At 65.6% G+C, this 13,008-nt stretch carries 10 protein-coding genes and 2 pseudogenes; 5 read left to right on the top strand and 7 right to left on the bottom strand.

The genetic code is table 11. The annotated features are described in order from the left end of the window. Nucleotides 1–115: 115 nt before the first annotated feature. On the bottom strand, nucleotides 116–421 hold the full coding sequence (locus ACS5RC_RS25315; RefSeq protein ID WP_478346693.1) for a winged helix-turn-helix transcriptional regulator: 306 nt from the start codon (nucleotides 419–421) through the stop codon (nucleotides 116–118). A 195-nt stretch (nucleotides 422–616) separates the two neighbouring features. Between ACS5RC_RS25315 and gstA the strand changes: the two genes are divergently transcribed. Both gstA and ACS5RC_RS25305 read left to right on the top strand, forming a co-directional pair. Beyond that, nucleotides 617–1,234 carry a glutathione transferase GstA gene (gene gstA, locus ACS5RC_RS25310; protein ID WP_478346692.1) on the top strand — a complete coding sequence of 206 codons (618 nt, stop codon included), beginning with the start codon at nucleotides 617–619 and terminating at the stop codon, nucleotides 1,232–1,234. Between the two features lie 90 nt (nucleotides 1,235–1,324). Then, nucleotides 1,325–2,341 (top strand): LLM class flavin-dependent oxidoreductase, encoded by a 1,017-nt coding sequence (locus tag ACS5RC_RS25305; RefSeq protein WP_478346691.1) that lies wholly within the window; start codon nucleotides 1,325–1,327, stop codon nucleotides 2,339–2,341. 428 nt (nucleotides 2,342–2,769) lie between these two features. Here the strand turns inward: ACS5RC_RS25305 and ACS5RC_RS25300 are convergent. Together ACS5RC_RS25300 and ACS5RC_RS25295 are read right to left on the bottom strand one after the other, a co-directional pair. Next, nucleotides 2,770–3,351: pseudogene (locus ACS5RC_RS25300) on the bottom strand (beta-xylosidase); the annotation flags it as partial. After that, nucleotides 3,345–3,452: pseudogene (locus ACS5RC_RS25295) on the bottom strand (NAD-dependent epimerase/dehydratase family protein); the annotation flags it as partial. The pseudogenes ACS5RC_RS25295 and ACS5RC_RS25300, both read right to left, overlap by 7 nt. A gap of 1,216 nt (nucleotides 3,453–4,668) precedes the next feature. Between ACS5RC_RS25295 and ACS5RC_RS25290 the strand changes: the two are divergent. Genes ACS5RC_RS25290 through ACS5RC_RS25280 form a run of 3 tightly spaced genes read left to right on the top strand, consistent with a single transcriptional unit; the run spans nucleotide 4,669 to nucleotide 9,262 of the window. After that, nucleotides 4,669–5,856, top strand: a complete 1,188-nt coding sequence (locus ACS5RC_RS25290) for an efflux RND transporter periplasmic adaptor subunit (protein WP_478346690.1) — start codon at nucleotides 4,669–4,671, stop codon at nucleotides 5,854–5,856. Continuing rightward, entirely contained in the window at nucleotides 5,853–7,835 is a 1,983-nt protein-coding gene (locus ACS5RC_RS25285; protein WP_478346689.1) for an ABC transporter permease, read from the top strand. The genes ACS5RC_RS25290 and ACS5RC_RS25285 overlap by 4 nt, the downstream gene beginning before the upstream one ends. Beyond that, complete coding sequence (locus ACS5RC_RS25280; RefSeq protein ID WP_478346688.1) at nucleotides 7,832–9,262, top strand: efflux transporter outer membrane subunit; 1,431 nt, start codon at nucleotides 7,832–7,834, stop codon at nucleotides 9,260–9,262. The genes ACS5RC_RS25285 and ACS5RC_RS25280 overlap by 4 nt, the downstream gene beginning before the upstream one ends. Before the next feature lie 426 nt (nucleotides 9,263–9,688). On the opposite strand, the gene ACS5RC_RS25275 is transcribed toward ACS5RC_RS25280, so the two are convergent. The 4 genes from ACS5RC_RS25275 to ACS5RC_RS25260 all read right to left on the bottom strand — a co-directional run bounded on the left by ACS5RC_RS25275 (nucleotide 9,689) and on the right by ACS5RC_RS25260 (nucleotide 11,883). Then, nucleotides 9,689–10,954, bottom strand: a complete 1,266-nt coding sequence (locus tag ACS5RC_RS25275) for an NAD(P)/FAD-dependent oxidoreductase (protein ID WP_478346687.1) — start codon at nucleotides 10,952–10,954, stop codon at nucleotides 9,689–9,691. Between the two features lie 186 nt (nucleotides 10,955–11,140). Further along, nucleotides 11,141–11,449 carry a hypothetical protein gene (locus ACS5RC_RS25270; protein WP_478346686.1) on the bottom strand — a complete coding sequence of 103 codons (309 nt, stop codon included), beginning with the start codon at nucleotides 11,447–11,449 and terminating at the stop codon, nucleotides 11,141–11,143. A 24-nt stretch (nucleotides 11,450–11,473) separates the two neighbouring features. Next, nucleotides 11,474–11,704 carry a hypothetical protein gene (locus tag ACS5RC_RS25265; RefSeq protein ID WP_478346685.1) on the bottom strand — a complete coding sequence of 77 codons (231 nt, stop codon included), beginning with the start codon at nucleotides 11,702–11,704 and terminating at the stop codon, nucleotides 11,474–11,476. Further along, a complete protein-coding gene (locus ACS5RC_RS25260) occupies nucleotides 11,701–11,883 on the bottom strand; it encodes a hypothetical protein (RefSeq protein ID WP_478346684.1) in 183 nt (60 codons plus the stop codon). Before ACS5RC_RS25260 ends, ACS5RC_RS25265 begins: the two co-directional genes overlap by 4 nt. Between the last annotated feature and the right edge of the window lie 1,125 nt (nucleotides 11,884–13,008).

Raw genomic sequence — 13,008 nt, 5'->3', positions numbered from 1 at the left:
GCAGGGTCAGGTAGGGGGCGACCAGCGCCCACTCTTCTTCGCTGACATCAGACGGATAGGCGTGACGTGACTGCATCCTTCCGAAACTGGCGCAGCCGCAGGTCCATAACAGCCTCTAGGCTGCGCGGTCGCGCGCCTGAGGCGTCATCCGGAGATGGAGCTTCGAGCCGACCTCGACGATGGCGCGGATGGCCGGGATGAGTTCCTCGCCGAGGTCGGTCAGCGCGTAGTCCACGCTCGGCGGGGTCGTCGCCAGCACGGAGCGGGCAAGGACGCCCCGGCCCTCGAGATCCTTCAACCGCGCGCTCAGCACCTTGGCCGAGATCTTCGGCATCGCGCGCCGCAATTCGGAGAAGCGACGCGCGCCCTCGCTCAGGTTCCAGATGATCTCCGGCGTCCAGACGCCACCGAGCAGGCTCATGCATGCCGACATCGGGCAGCCCGGCGGAGGCGGTACCTGTTTCCGCAGCTTCAGAACCACGACACGCTCCCGGCATCCCGACGGCAACTTGGTTTCTCCGACGATACCCGAAAGCGCCGGTCACCGAAAGTTACCCGGTTCCCATGGGTAACGCTTCCGTCTACCTCTCCGGGCATCCCGCCTCGGAGTCACTCCATGAAGCTCTTCTACGCCCCCGGCGCCTGCTCGCTCTCGCCCCACATCGTGCTGCGTGAGCTCGGCCTGCCCTTCGCGATCGAAGCCGTCGATCTCCAGAAGAAGACAACCGCCTCCGGTGCGGATTTCAGGGCCATCAATCCGAAGGGCTACGTCCCGGCATTGGAGCTCGACGACGGCGAGGTCCTCACCGAAGGCGCCGCCATCGTCCAGCATCTGGTCGACAAGCACGCCCCGGGCACGTTCGCGCCGCTGGCCGGCACGGTCGAGCGCGCACGGCTCAACGGGCAGCTGAACTTCATCTCGGCCGAACTCCACAAGGCTTTCGGCCCGCTCTTCAACCCGGCGCTCGCGGCTGAAGCGCGGGAGGCCGCGCTGGCCAATCTCGATCGCAAGCTCGACATCGTCGAGGCCGTGCTCGCAGACGGCCGCCCCCACCTCACCGGTCCCGATTTCACCGTGGCCGACGCCTATCTCTTCGTGGTCCTGAGCTGGGCGCCGAAGCTCGGCGTCGATCTCGCCCGCTGGCCGCATCTCACCCGCTTCAGCCAGCGCGTCGCAACGCGCGCCGCCGTCCAGGCGGCGATGGCTGCGGAGGGGTTGCAGAAGGCCGCGTGACGGGATCGCGGCGGCAGCCCGCATCTGCCGCCCGCTCTCCATGGCCTGCCAACCTCCTGCGCATCGGCATCGTCCAAAGCGAGTGTGATCATGAAGAAGATCGGGTTCCTCTCGTTCGGGCACTGGGCGCCGACGGCACGGTCGGGAACACGCTCGGCGGGCGAGACCCTGCTGCAATCCATTGACCTCGCGGTCGCGGCGGAAGAGCTCGGCGCGGATGGCGCCTATTTTCGGGTCCATCACTTCGCGCGCCAACTCGCCTCGCCGTTTCCGCTGCTCGCAGCCGTCGGAGCCCGGACGAGGCGCATCGAGATCGGCACCGGCGTCATCGACATGCGCTACGAGAACCCGCTCTACATGGTCGAGGATGCGGGCTCGGCTGACCTGATCTCGGGCGGGCGGCTCCAACTCGGGATCAGCCGCGGCTCGCCGGAGCAGGTCATCGACGGCTGGCGACACTTTGGCTACGCACCGCGCGACGGCGAGAGCGATGCCGACATGGGCCGCCGGCACGCCGAGGTGTTCCTCGACCTATTGGCCGGGAAAGGCTTTGCCGAGCCCAACCCGCGGCCGATGTTCGCCAACCCGCCGGGGCTTCTGCGTCTGGAGCCGCATTCCGAGGGCTTGCGCGAGCGGATCTGGTGGGGCTCGGCCTCCGACGCCACCGCGGTCTGGGCCGCCCAGCAAGGCATGAACCTGCAGAGCTCGACGCTCAAGGCGGACGAGACCGGCGAACCGTTCCATATCCAGCAGGCCAAGCAGATCCGCCGCTATCGCCAGGCCTGGACGGAGGCGGGCCACGCGCGCGAGCCGCGGGTCTCCGTCTCCCGATCGATCTTCGCGCTCATGAACGACCGCGACCGCGCCTATTTCGGACGTGGCGAGAGCAGCGATCAGGTCGGTATCATCGACACGATGAGGGCCATCTTCGGCCGCTCCTACGCCGCGGAGCCGGAGCGGCTGGTCGAGGAGCTCAAGGCCGACGAAGCGATCGCGGAGGCCGACACCCTCCTGCTGACGGTGCCGAACCAACTGGGCGTGGCCTACAACGCCCATATCATCGAGAGCCTACTCAAGTCCGTCGCTCCGGCACTCGGATGGCGGTGAAAGGATGGCTGCCTCGGCGTCGCGCCATGAGCGAACATCCGGCCACCGCCCGGCAGCAGACATTCAGTTTCAGGTGAGCGACTGTCGGGTGTCGACCCAGAGCAGGCGCTGGGAGGTCCGCTTCCGGGAAGGCGGATCGAAACGGACCGACCGAAACTGGCCGTTTGCAGCCCATCCGCTTCGGAGGGAGGCTGCCGGAAGATCGGACGTGCTCATGGAGACCCAAAGCCGTCGATCGCGCGCGACCGCGCGGTTTGAGAAGGCGGCTTCCTCCATGGAGCTGTGGACGGAGCGGCGGTCAATCCTGGGGCCCGCACCATATCGGGTGTCCCTCTCCCACGGCGGTGACCCGTTCTAAGCGTTGCGCGATTCCGCGTGCTGCAGGTCCGGTTCACGAATAGCCGCTGTCCCCGGAATCGATCGCCGATCTATGTGGGTGCGCCCGGGGCGTAGCGCTGGACCATGGCGGTGCAGAACTCCGCGAACTCGGCGCGGACCAGCGGCGCGCTGGTGTGATAGGGCGAGATGCCCCGGTGCTCGGGTGTGAAGCAGAAGGTGACGGTGACGTCGAACTCTTCCAGCGCGGCCATCTGACGGTCGAACCAGTCGAGGGCGCCGGGGCGGAAGCTATCGGCCCAGGACAGGCCCGTGCGCAGGTAGCGGACGCCGAGGCGCCTCATCCACGCCACCGCATCGTCGAGCCGGTGATCCTCGAAGTGGAACCACTGGCATAGGCCGATCTCGGGGGTGTGGCGGGCGAAGCTCTCGAGGGCGATCTTCGACGTGCCGTCCTGGCGCAGCAGGCCCATGTGGAAGTGCCGGTAGTAGGAGGAGCCCTCGGCCTACTTGTGGCGGGTGGTGGCCTCCCATTCCCGTGGCAAATCGTAGAGGCTGTACCAGTGGATCCGGGGCGCCCGGCCGGAGAGCAGGTCCAGGGTTCGGCTCAGCCCCCAATCCTGAACCTCCTCGGCGCCGAAGGACGAGACGCCGACCTCCGAGACCCAATCAGGCTGTCGAGCACCCGCACACGGTAGCCGCGGCGCAGTAGTTCGACGCAGAGGTGGCGACCGATGAAGCCGGCTCCGCCGGTAACAAGTACGAATTCCGGCACGAGGCGTCACATTCTCCTGCAAGGACTTTAAGCTATGTAGATTGGGAATCCCGTCCCGAAGAAACAATCCAGGTTAAAGTTCGCCCTTGGACGATCAAAATTCGATCTTTGATGCCGATTCTGCGAAATACGTGCGCTATTCCTTCCATCGGACAGCACATCTTCTGGAGACAATCAGTCTCATTTAGCCGGCAAGGCGTCTCCCCGAGCACGCTCCTCGGGCTAGCCGAGGATCGCCGCTCGCCCCTACCTAGCCGTACCGTGGGAGATACCCGACCGCAGCCACGCTCCTGTCACGCTCCTGTCACGCTCACCAGAGCAGCGGTCCCGAGGTCACGGCAAGGTAGGTCGAAGCCTACCATCTGCGAACCTCTGGCTCGCCGTTTCCGCAAGAGGCCGGGCCTGATCGAACTCGTGCTGAAAATCGTAGGCTTCGTTCGGTGTCGATGCACAAGCTCATGGAGGGGCTCACGGATCGCGATTTCGCCCTCGCGATGAGCATCCGCAGGCGATTCGTGTGTCCGAGACGGCATCATGAGCAGGATCTCGAAACCATCGAAATCGGACGCGGAATACGTAGAAATAAGAAAAACGATCTTAGATCTTTTACCTGTCCCAGAGCAGCAAATCTGCAGAAGGCGAATTTCAAGTATTACACAATTCAGCACTCCGCCATTGATAAACGGCATATCTAGTCTAGAGAAAGGCGGATATGTCGCCAAAAGCAATAACCACTCGCTCCATGTCACAAACATGATTCGCTAATACGTGCAACATTCATTCGAACGTGAGAAAACCCTATTCAACCATACGACGCGCGATTACTGCCCGCACACGAGTCACAGCGGTGACGGTGGCGGAGAAGTCTTGTGCGATGATCGTGCTTCAGCGATCGGCATCGACGACCTCCATAAACATTCCCAGCGAAACACCGATAACTATTTTGTTGCTCGGCAAATTAATCTATTCAGATTTAAAGCGTCATCCATTAGAAAAATTCTGAGATTTTCGAATGCAAATACCTGTTCAGATATTCATAACAGATATTTAAATTACGATATATCGGATTTTATCGCGTCTAATCTGTTTTTGAAAATTCATTCCGGAAGTAAAAATTCCGCAGATCTGATTGCGCAATCGGTTCTCACCTGTGCAATGTCGAGAATAAAAACAATCGATAATGGATGCGACATTGTTCCATCCGATGATTTATAAAATGAAGTTTCTGCCGAAATTCATCTTCCCGCCTGTCCTCATCGGCGCTGCTGCGATGGGATTGATGTTCTTGCGGGACAATACCGATACAACTTCCTTCATCACCGCGCCGGCGCGGCGCGGCAGCATCGCATCGACCATCCTGGCGAGCGGCTCGATCGAGCCGGTCAACCTCGTCAGCGTCGGAGCCCAGGTCTCCGGACGCGTCGTCGCCCTTCACGTCGAACTCGGCCAGCGCGTCGCCGAGGGGCAGCGCATCGCCGAGATCGACTCCATGCCCCAGATGAATGCCGTGCAGCGCAGCCAAGCGGCCCTGAGCACCCTGCAAGCGCAGCGCGACCGGACGAAGGCCGTTCTCCGGCAGACCGAGTCCGCCTTTCGCCGCCAGGGCGACATCGTCGCCGGCAAGGCCGGGACACGTCAGGACTACGAAGCCGCCGAGGCGGCCTATGCAGGCGCCCGGGCCGACCTCGCCGCCCTCGACGCGCAGATCGAGGGGGCGGCCGTCAACGTCCGCAACGCGCGCACCGAACTCGCCTACACGCAGATCACCGCGCCGATCGACGGCACCGTCGTGGCCATCGTCACGAAGCAGGGTCAGACCGTCATCTCGTCCCAGATCGCACCGACGATCGTCCGGCTCGCCGACCTCGGCACGATGTCGGTCAAGGCCAAGGTTTCCGAGGCCGATATCGGCCGCCTCAGGCCGGGCATGCCGGTCTATCTCAGCACCCTCGCGCAGCCCAATCGACGCTACGAGACGACCCTGAAGACCATCGATCCGGCCCCCGACCAGATCGCGATCGAGGCGAACGCAACTAACCAGACGGCCGGCAACGGGGCTTCCGGAACCGAGAACCCGGCCATCTACTTCAACGCGCGGTTCGAGATCGCCAACGAGGACGGTGCCCTCAGGCCCCTGATGACGGCCCTGGTCAGCTTCGTGCTGGAGGAGGCCAGGGACGCGATCCTCGTTCCGGCCGCCGCCCTGCAGCGGACGGACGCCAAACAAGCGCGCCTGCGGATCCTGAGCCGTGACGGCCAGCCGGAGGAGCGGCGGGTCCGCACGGGTGTGGCCAACGGGGTTGAGGTCCAGATCCTCGACGGCGTCAGCCCCGGAGAGGTGGTGATCATCGCCAGCCCCACGGATGGAGCGCGGTTCGCGGCGTCGAGGGACCGTACGCGATGAGGCAGCCCGCCCCCCCCTGCGGCACGGATAGCACCCAGAGTGGCGAAGCCCCCGCGCTGCTACAGCTGGAGGACGTCCACCGCACCTACCGGATGGGTGACCAGGTCGTGGCCGCGCTCGACGGCGTCGACCTCACGATCCGGGCCGGCGAGTTCGTGGCGATCGTCGGGCAGTCCGGCTCGGGCAAGTCGACCCTGCTCAACCTGCTCGGCTGCCTCGACCGGCCGAGCCGCGGCCGCTACCGCATCGACGGGCGCGACACCGTCGGGATCGATCCCGACGCGATGGCGGCTCTGCGCCGCCACACCTTCGGCTTCGTCTTCCAGAGTCACAACCTGCTGCCGCGTCTCCCCGCCTGGGCCAACGTCGCGGTGCCCGCGATCTTCGCCGGTGAGCCCGCTACGTCGCGCAGGACGCGTGCGACTGCCCTGCTGACCCGCCTCGGGCTCGGCGAGCGCCTGGATCACCGCCCGGCCCAGCTGTCCGGGGGTCAGCAGCAGCGCGGCGGCATCGCCCGCGCGCTGATGAACGGCGGTCGGGTCATCCTGGCCGACGAGCCGACCGGCGCCCTCGACAGCCGCACCAGCGCGGAACTCCTCACCCTGTTCCAGGCCCTGTGCGACGAGGGCCACACGGTGGTGATCGTCACCCACGATCTCCAGGTCGCCGCGACGGCCGACCGGGTCATCGAGATCGCCGACGGGCGCATCCGGGCGGACCGGATGCAGCGGGTCCGCCGGGCCGGCCGGCCCCTCGTCCTGCGGGCTCCCGATGGGACGCGACGCCGAGCCGGTCAGATCGTGGAAGCGGTCAGGAGCGCCCTCGGTACGCTTCTGGCCCACAGGCTGCGCAATCTCCTCACCATGCTGGGAATCGTGATCGGCATCGCCGCGGTGATCCTCGCCGTGGCGATCGGCCAGGGCTCGGAGCAGGAGGTGCTGGAGCGCATGAAGAGCCTCGGCAACAACGTCACCGAGATCCTGTCGCAATCCTATTACAGCACCGGCACGGGTGCGCAGAGAGGGGCGCTGGTCCCAGCCGACCTCGAACGCTTCGCGACGTTCCCGTTCCTCTCAGGGGCGACCTCGAGCGAGCAGAAGCCGGCCGTCCTCCGCCACCAGAACCGGATGATACAGGCGTCGGTCCACGGTGTGGCACCGGCCTTCTTCCGCATCCACGAGTTCCCGATCACGTCGGGTCGGAACTTCACCGAGGAGACCGTTCAGGGTTCGGACGTCGAGATCGTCATCGATCCCCACGTCCGCGCGGCCCTGTTCGCGCCGGATCAGGATCCGCTCGGCGCCGTCGTCCTCGTCGGGACGGTGCCGGCTCGGGTCGTCGGCATCGCGCAGGTCGCGAGTTCGTCCCGGTTCGGACGCAGGCCGTTCGCGGCGATACCCTACAAGACCTTCGGCTCCCGCGTCTCCGGCCAGTCGTTCTTCGGAAGCCTGACGCTGCAGATTGCGGAGGAGGCCGATCACGACGTGGCGCTCGCCGCCATCGACAAGTTCCTGCTGGCTTGGCACGGCGTCAAGGATTTCATCCTGTTCGACGCCGAGGCCCAGCGCGCGGCGACGCTGCGGACCAAGGTGGTTCTCGGGCTGGTGACCGTGTCCATCGCCGGCATCGCCCTGGTCATCGCGAGCGTCGGCGTGATGAACATGATGCTGGTCTCGGTGACCGAGCGCACCCGCGAGATCGGCCTGCTGATGGCACTTGGCGCGCGCCGCTCGGACGTGATGCTGCAGTTCTTCGTCGAGGCCTTCACCCTGTGCGCCCTGGGTGGGGCGCTCGGGACCGGGCTGGCGCTTGGGCTCGGCGAGGCGGCCCAAGCTCTCAAGCTGCCGTTCATCCTGGTCTTCGGCTGGCGCACGGTGGCCGCCGCGATTCTCAGCGCCAGCCTCGCCGGCCTGGCAGCCGGGCTCGTGCCGGCGCGCCGTGCCGCATTGATCGATCCGGTCGAGGCCCTGGCGCGATGAGACCGCTCGTCCTAGCCCCCATGACCGCCCTCCTCCTGTGCGGCGGATGCATGGTGGGGCCAGACTTCGTACCCCCGGCCCGGTCCGCCCTGCCCCAGTACGGGGAGGAGGCGGACCCGACCCGGCTCGTCGCACCGCCGGAAGCCGGAGGGACGCAGCTCCTTCTGTCCGGAGCCGAGGTGCCGGCGGCGTGGTGGCGTCTGTTCCGGTCCCGCCGGCTCGACCGTCTCGTGCGTCGGGGGCTATCGGCGAACCCGACCGTCGAGCAGGCCGAGGCCGCCCTGCACCAAGCCCAGAGCCTCACCCAGGCCGCCCAAGCCGACCTCCTGCCGAACCTGTCGCTCGGTCTTGCACGGACCGGCGGCGGTGGACTGGGACAGGTCGGGTCGGCCCTCTACGGGCTGTATGGGGCCAGCGTCTCAGCGAGCTACACGCCCGACCTGTTCGGCGGCATCCGGCGCGCGGTCGAGGCTCAAGCCGCCCTGGAGGCGGTCGCGGACGAGCAGCTGCGGGCCGCGACGCTGGCTCTCACGGGCAACATCGTCACGGCCGCGATCCAGGAGGCGACCCTGTCGGAGCAGATCGGCATCTCCGAGGCGATCCTGCGGCAGTACCGCGAGCAGCTCGCCCTGGTGACGGTGCGCCATGCTGCGGGCACCGAGCCCATCGCCAGCGTGCTGAGCCAGGAGAGCCTGATCCGGTCGCAGGAGATGACGATCATCGCCAGCCGCGCGGCACGCGCGCAGACGCGCCACCGCCTCGCCGTGCTCGTCGGCCTGCCGCCGAGCGCCTACGACATCCCGGGCTTCCGCCTCGGTGAACTGGCGCTTCCAGGGCGGGTCCCGCTCAGCCTGCCGTCCCGCCTGCTCGATCGGCGACCGGACATCCGCGCGGCCGAAGCGCAGCTCCACGCCGCCTCCGCCGAGATCGGCGTCGCGAGCGCGAACCTGCTGCCCCGCGTCAGTCTGAGCGCCAATCTGCGCGCGAACGCCGCCACCCTCGCAGCACTGGCGGCATCGAGCAGTTGGGGGACCGGGCTCGCCCTCGCGCAGCCAGTCTTCGACGGTGGCGCCCTGGCCGCCCGGCGGCAGGCGGCGGTCGAGGGCTACGAGGCGGCCGCCGCCAGCTACCGATCGACGGTGCTGGCAGCGTTCCAGAACGTCGCGGACGTGCTGACCGCGCTCGAGGCCGACGCGCGGATCCTGACCGCGGCGATGCAGGCGGAGGCCTTCGCCCGCGAAGCCCTCGCCGCCTCCCAGGTGCAGTACAAGGCCGGCGCTCTCAGCTATGCCGACCTGCTTCTGAACCAGACGCGTTACGCCGCTACGACCCTGACGCGCCTGGCCGCCCAGAGCCAGCGTCTCATCGACACCGTAGCCCTCCAGCAGGCGCTGGGCGTAGAGCGAGACGTGCCGGCTCCAATCTGATCGCTCGCGAGCAGATCGCGAATATATCTTGAATAGTATCGATAAATTTGCAGATGCAGCTGGAATACAATATGTTGCACGAAGAAATCCGAGATGGATATTGCGGTGTAATCTTGGCGCTCGACCCCATACGGCCCTGGACGGCTTGACGCCCCGAGCCTTCGCCAACCAAGCGGTCAAAGCCCGAGAACTTGCATAGCTCGCGGACCACAAACCGGGTCAACTCCATAGGCTCGGGAGCCATACCAAGGAGTGGACCATTTCAATGGGAGCGGATCGATGATTCAGTCGTCGATCAACCGTGAATACCGCCGGGTGCTGATGTGCGTAACGCCGTTGAGCCTGCCTGGGCATGCAGAGCCGTCGAGCGTTCCGCCCAGGACATCCCTCGGCTCGGGGTGAACAGCGATCCCGGGCGAAGAGAGTTCAATCGATCAGTCGGGCGCCACGCTCGAAGGTGAAGTAGCGCCAGACCCACTGCACCATGACGAGCGTGCGCCTCTGAAAGCCGATCAGGAGGTACACGTGCACGATCGCCCAGAGCAGCCACGCGACGCGTCCTGTCAGGTTGAAGCGCCCGAAGCTGTACACGGCGGCGTGGCGTCCGATGACAGCCGTGTCACCCTTGCTGCGATAGCGAAATGGAGCAGGCGGTCCCGGTTGGCGCAGTGCCCGCCCGAGGTGATAACCCTGCTGCTGAGCAACCTGGGCCAGTGCCGGTAGCGGCTTCCCCTGCTGCAGGAAGAGAGCCACGTCACCCAGCGCGTAGATGTCCGTCTGACCGATGATGGCCATGCGCGCGTCGACCTGGATGCGCCCAGCCCGATCCTCGGTTTCGCCAAACCACGCAGCCCCTGCCGCAGCACGAACCCCCGCGCCCCAGATGACATTCGCCGCTTCGATCCGCTCGTCAGCAAGGTGCACGCCTCCCGCATCGATCCGCTGGACAGCCGTGTTCAGCCGCACCTCGATGCCAAGTCTAACCAGCGCACGATGGGCGTAGGCGCTCAGGACCTCCGGGAAGGCTCCAAGGAGCCGGGGGCCCGCCTCCACAAGGATCACGCGGGCTTCGGTCGGATCGATGCGGCGGAAGTCTCCGCGCAGCGTGTATCGCACCAATTCCGCGACCGTGCCGGCCATCTCGACGCCGGTTGGTCCGCCGCCCACGACCACCACGGTCATAAGCGCCGAGCGACGCGCTGCCTCGGCGCAACTCTCGGCATCCTCGAAGGCCTTCAGGAGACGCGCACGAATGTTCCGCGCATCCGAGATGGTCTTGGGCGCCGGCGCGGATTCAGCCCATTCGGGATGGGCAAAGTAATTGTAGGCTGAACCGGTGGCGACCACGAGCTGATCGAAGGGAATGTAGCCGCCGTCTGCGAGTTGGACATGGCGTCGCGTTGTATCGACCGCCTGGACGTCGGCGAGCACGACGTCGACGTTCTGTGCTTGAGCGAGCACGCGCCGGATCGGAGCGGCGATGTCAGCAGGCGAGAGCGCCGCTGTCGACACTTGGTAGAGAAGCGGCTGAAACAGATGGTGGTTGCGCCTGTCGATGACGGTGACGTGCACATCGGCGCCGGCAAGCGCGCGCGCGCACGCCAAACCGCCGAAGCCACCCCCGATGATGACGATATGGCGCTTAGCGCCATCGGAACGTGGCGTGCGATCAAGGTAAGGGGCAGGCGGCATCGTTCATCCCGGAGCGGACCTGCACGTACAATGCTGGGGGCCGGACGCGGATCATATCGTCCGGATCGCTATGCTCGGCAGGTCGTCCAGCCTGCCCACATCTGCTGAACCCTTCTCCTCACCCTCGACACGCACCGCATCTCAGCGGCGTCCGGATTGACTCCTCCGGACGGAAGCATCGCGGTGCTACGAGCTCTGGCGTTTGAGGCTGCTTTGATCGCCTGCCCGATCGGTCATTGGGTTCGCCGAGCCGCTGGTGTTGCCCTCGCCCGTCCGTTCACCGTCGACCTGTCGGTTGGCCGCATGATCCTGATATTGCTCCGTCTGGACCGTTTTGCTGTCCAGGCCACGCTGGTCGGTGTGATGCGACTTGTCCCGGTTACTCAGGACCATGTTGTCGGGGAGAATGCCGTCCGGAAGATCGGTCATCGCTCCTGACCCGTCACGCTTACCCTGCGCGCCAGGGCCGATCTTGTGCTTGTTCGCGTTTGCCATGGTATACCTTCTCGTCAGCGCGTCTCAATGCGAGCGGTCGGACCGATCCGGGGCGAGGCCCTTCCTGTTGCTGTGGCGATGATGGGCATCTCGCTGCCCGCCTCCGCCCGAGACGGCCGAGGTGTCGGGGTTGGTCGATCCGCCCGCAGCGGATTCGCCGTGCTCGTCCGGCGGCGGTTTCGTAGCGTCCTGATGGCTGCTTCCAGGACCACCGTGGTGCCGGTTGGCGGCGGGCGTTTTGTCCGCGGTGCTCATCGGTCCTGCTGATACCCCTGATGGACGGTGTTGACCTTCGCGTTCCCGGCCTGTCCGACCTTGTCTGGGTTCTGGCTCTGGGATCCACCCTGCCCCTGCGAGAGCGGAGCCGCAGGGGAACTGCCGGGGCCCTTGTCGGAGCGGTTGGCGGGCGGAACGGGTGGCGGCTTGGTGCTCATGCGTTTCTCCCGGAAGGAAGATCTCTCCACCAACCGGCCCATAGGTCCGACGTTCCTGATCGGACTCAGTGCAATGGGAAGCATGTGATACCGGACTCTTCGCGGTGCGTATGGTCATCCGCGAGTTCCGGACCGCGGCGACCGATCCGGGAAAGGCGGTCGCCGCGGCAGCCCACCGGACATCACGTTCCCAGACCTGCTGAGGTTTGAGCGCTGGGCGCCGAGTTTGCGGCCGGCGGGCCGGGATTGCTGCCCCTTCGAAGCCGGATCGTCTGCGGAATGTCCCATCGCCTCGTCGGCCCAGGCCGACGAGGCGAGATGACCTCTAAAACTGACGCCAAGGCCGACGGCGGGAAGAAGCGGACGGCGTGCCCGCGACCCAGCCCCGTCGGAGCCAGGGCCTTCGCCGTCGCTCCGAAGCAGACAATTGCCGCCCTGTACGATCAGGCCGGAGGTGGTCCCTCGCCAGTGACGACCGCATTGTTTCGCTCTGCGAGATGGTGGACGCGCAGATTGTGCACGACCCTTGGGGTCTCGGCCACGAAGCTACGCGGGGGCGCCTGACAACGTCACAAAACAGTTTTCGCAGGGCGGATAGAAGCAATCGGTCACGGTGCCGGCGCACATCCCGGGACCTCGTGCATCAGAGAGACTTCTCAGCTCCCTCGGGCGCGTCGAGTTTCAGAGACTAACGGGGCATCTCATCGATTGGCTTTTCGGGTCATACACGAGGCCAGATCTCTTGCGATGGACCAAGGCCGCCGCGACACCTTCACAGTCAACGGCGAAGTCAGCGGGAATGCGGCGATGGTGCGTGCCGTCGTGTACCGCAGGCCCTCATCTCCGGGCCCGGATTCCGATTCGGGACTTAACCGCATACATTCGTGTTCACAGAGCGCTGCCAAAAATAAAACCTAGATTAGTTCCATCTTTTCGCATCGCAAAAATTTTTGACCAAGATCTCAGCGAGTAGCTGGGGATGGCCTTGCTCTCCCTAATTCGCTCGCTTTTGCCCGGTCAAGCGATTATGCCCCAGCTCAACCTGAAGCCCAGTTCGGCGCTAGCTTAAAATCTGATGCTGTCTTGAGGTTGCAGAGTTCCGAGGCCGCCAGCCGGATCGTCCGG

Source organism: Methylobacterium sp. HJ2 (assembly GCF_056431005.1).
This window is presented reverse-complemented; position numbering and strand designations above follow the sequence as displayed.

Bases quoted from the DNA above. Each gene is read 5' to 3' on its own strand.
- ACS5RC_RS25315 (WP_478346693.1), bottom strand. From the start codon at position 421: ATGAGCCTGCTCGGTGGCGTCTGGACGCCGGAGATCATCTGGAACCTG.
- gstA (WP_478346692.1), top strand. From the start codon at position 617: ATGAAGCTCTTCTACGCCCCCGGCGCCTGCTCGCTCTCGCCCCACATC.
- ACS5RC_RS25305 (WP_478346691.1), top strand. From the start codon at position 1,325: ATGAAGAAGATCGGGTTCCTCTCGTTCGGGCACTGGGCGCCGACGGCA.
- ACS5RC_RS25290 (WP_478346690.1), top strand. From the start codon at position 4,669: ATGAAGTTTCTGCCGAAATTCATCTTCCCGCCTGTCCTCATCGGCGCT.
- ACS5RC_RS25285 (WP_478346689.1), top strand. From the start codon at position 5,853: ATGAGGCAGCCCGCCCCCCCCTGCGGCACGGATAGCACCCAGAGTGGC.
- ACS5RC_RS25280 (WP_478346688.1), top strand. From the start codon at position 7,832: ATGAGACCGCTCGTCCTAGCCCCCATGACCGCCCTCCTCCTGTGCGGC.
- ACS5RC_RS25275 (WP_478346687.1), bottom strand. From the start codon at position 10,954: ATGCCGCCTGCCCCTTACCTTGATCGCACGCCACGTTCCGATGGCGCT.
- ACS5RC_RS25270 (WP_478346686.1), bottom strand. From the start codon at position 11,449: ATGGCAAACGCGAACAAGCACAAGATCGGCCCTGGCGCGCAGGGTAAG.
- ACS5RC_RS25265 (WP_478346685.1), bottom strand. From the start codon at position 11,704: ATGAGCACCGCGGACAAAACGCCCGCCGCCAACCGGCACCACGGTGGT.
- ACS5RC_RS25260 (WP_478346684.1), bottom strand. From the start codon at position 11,883: ATGAGCACCAAGCCGCCACCCGTTCCGCCCGCCAACCGCTCCGACAAG.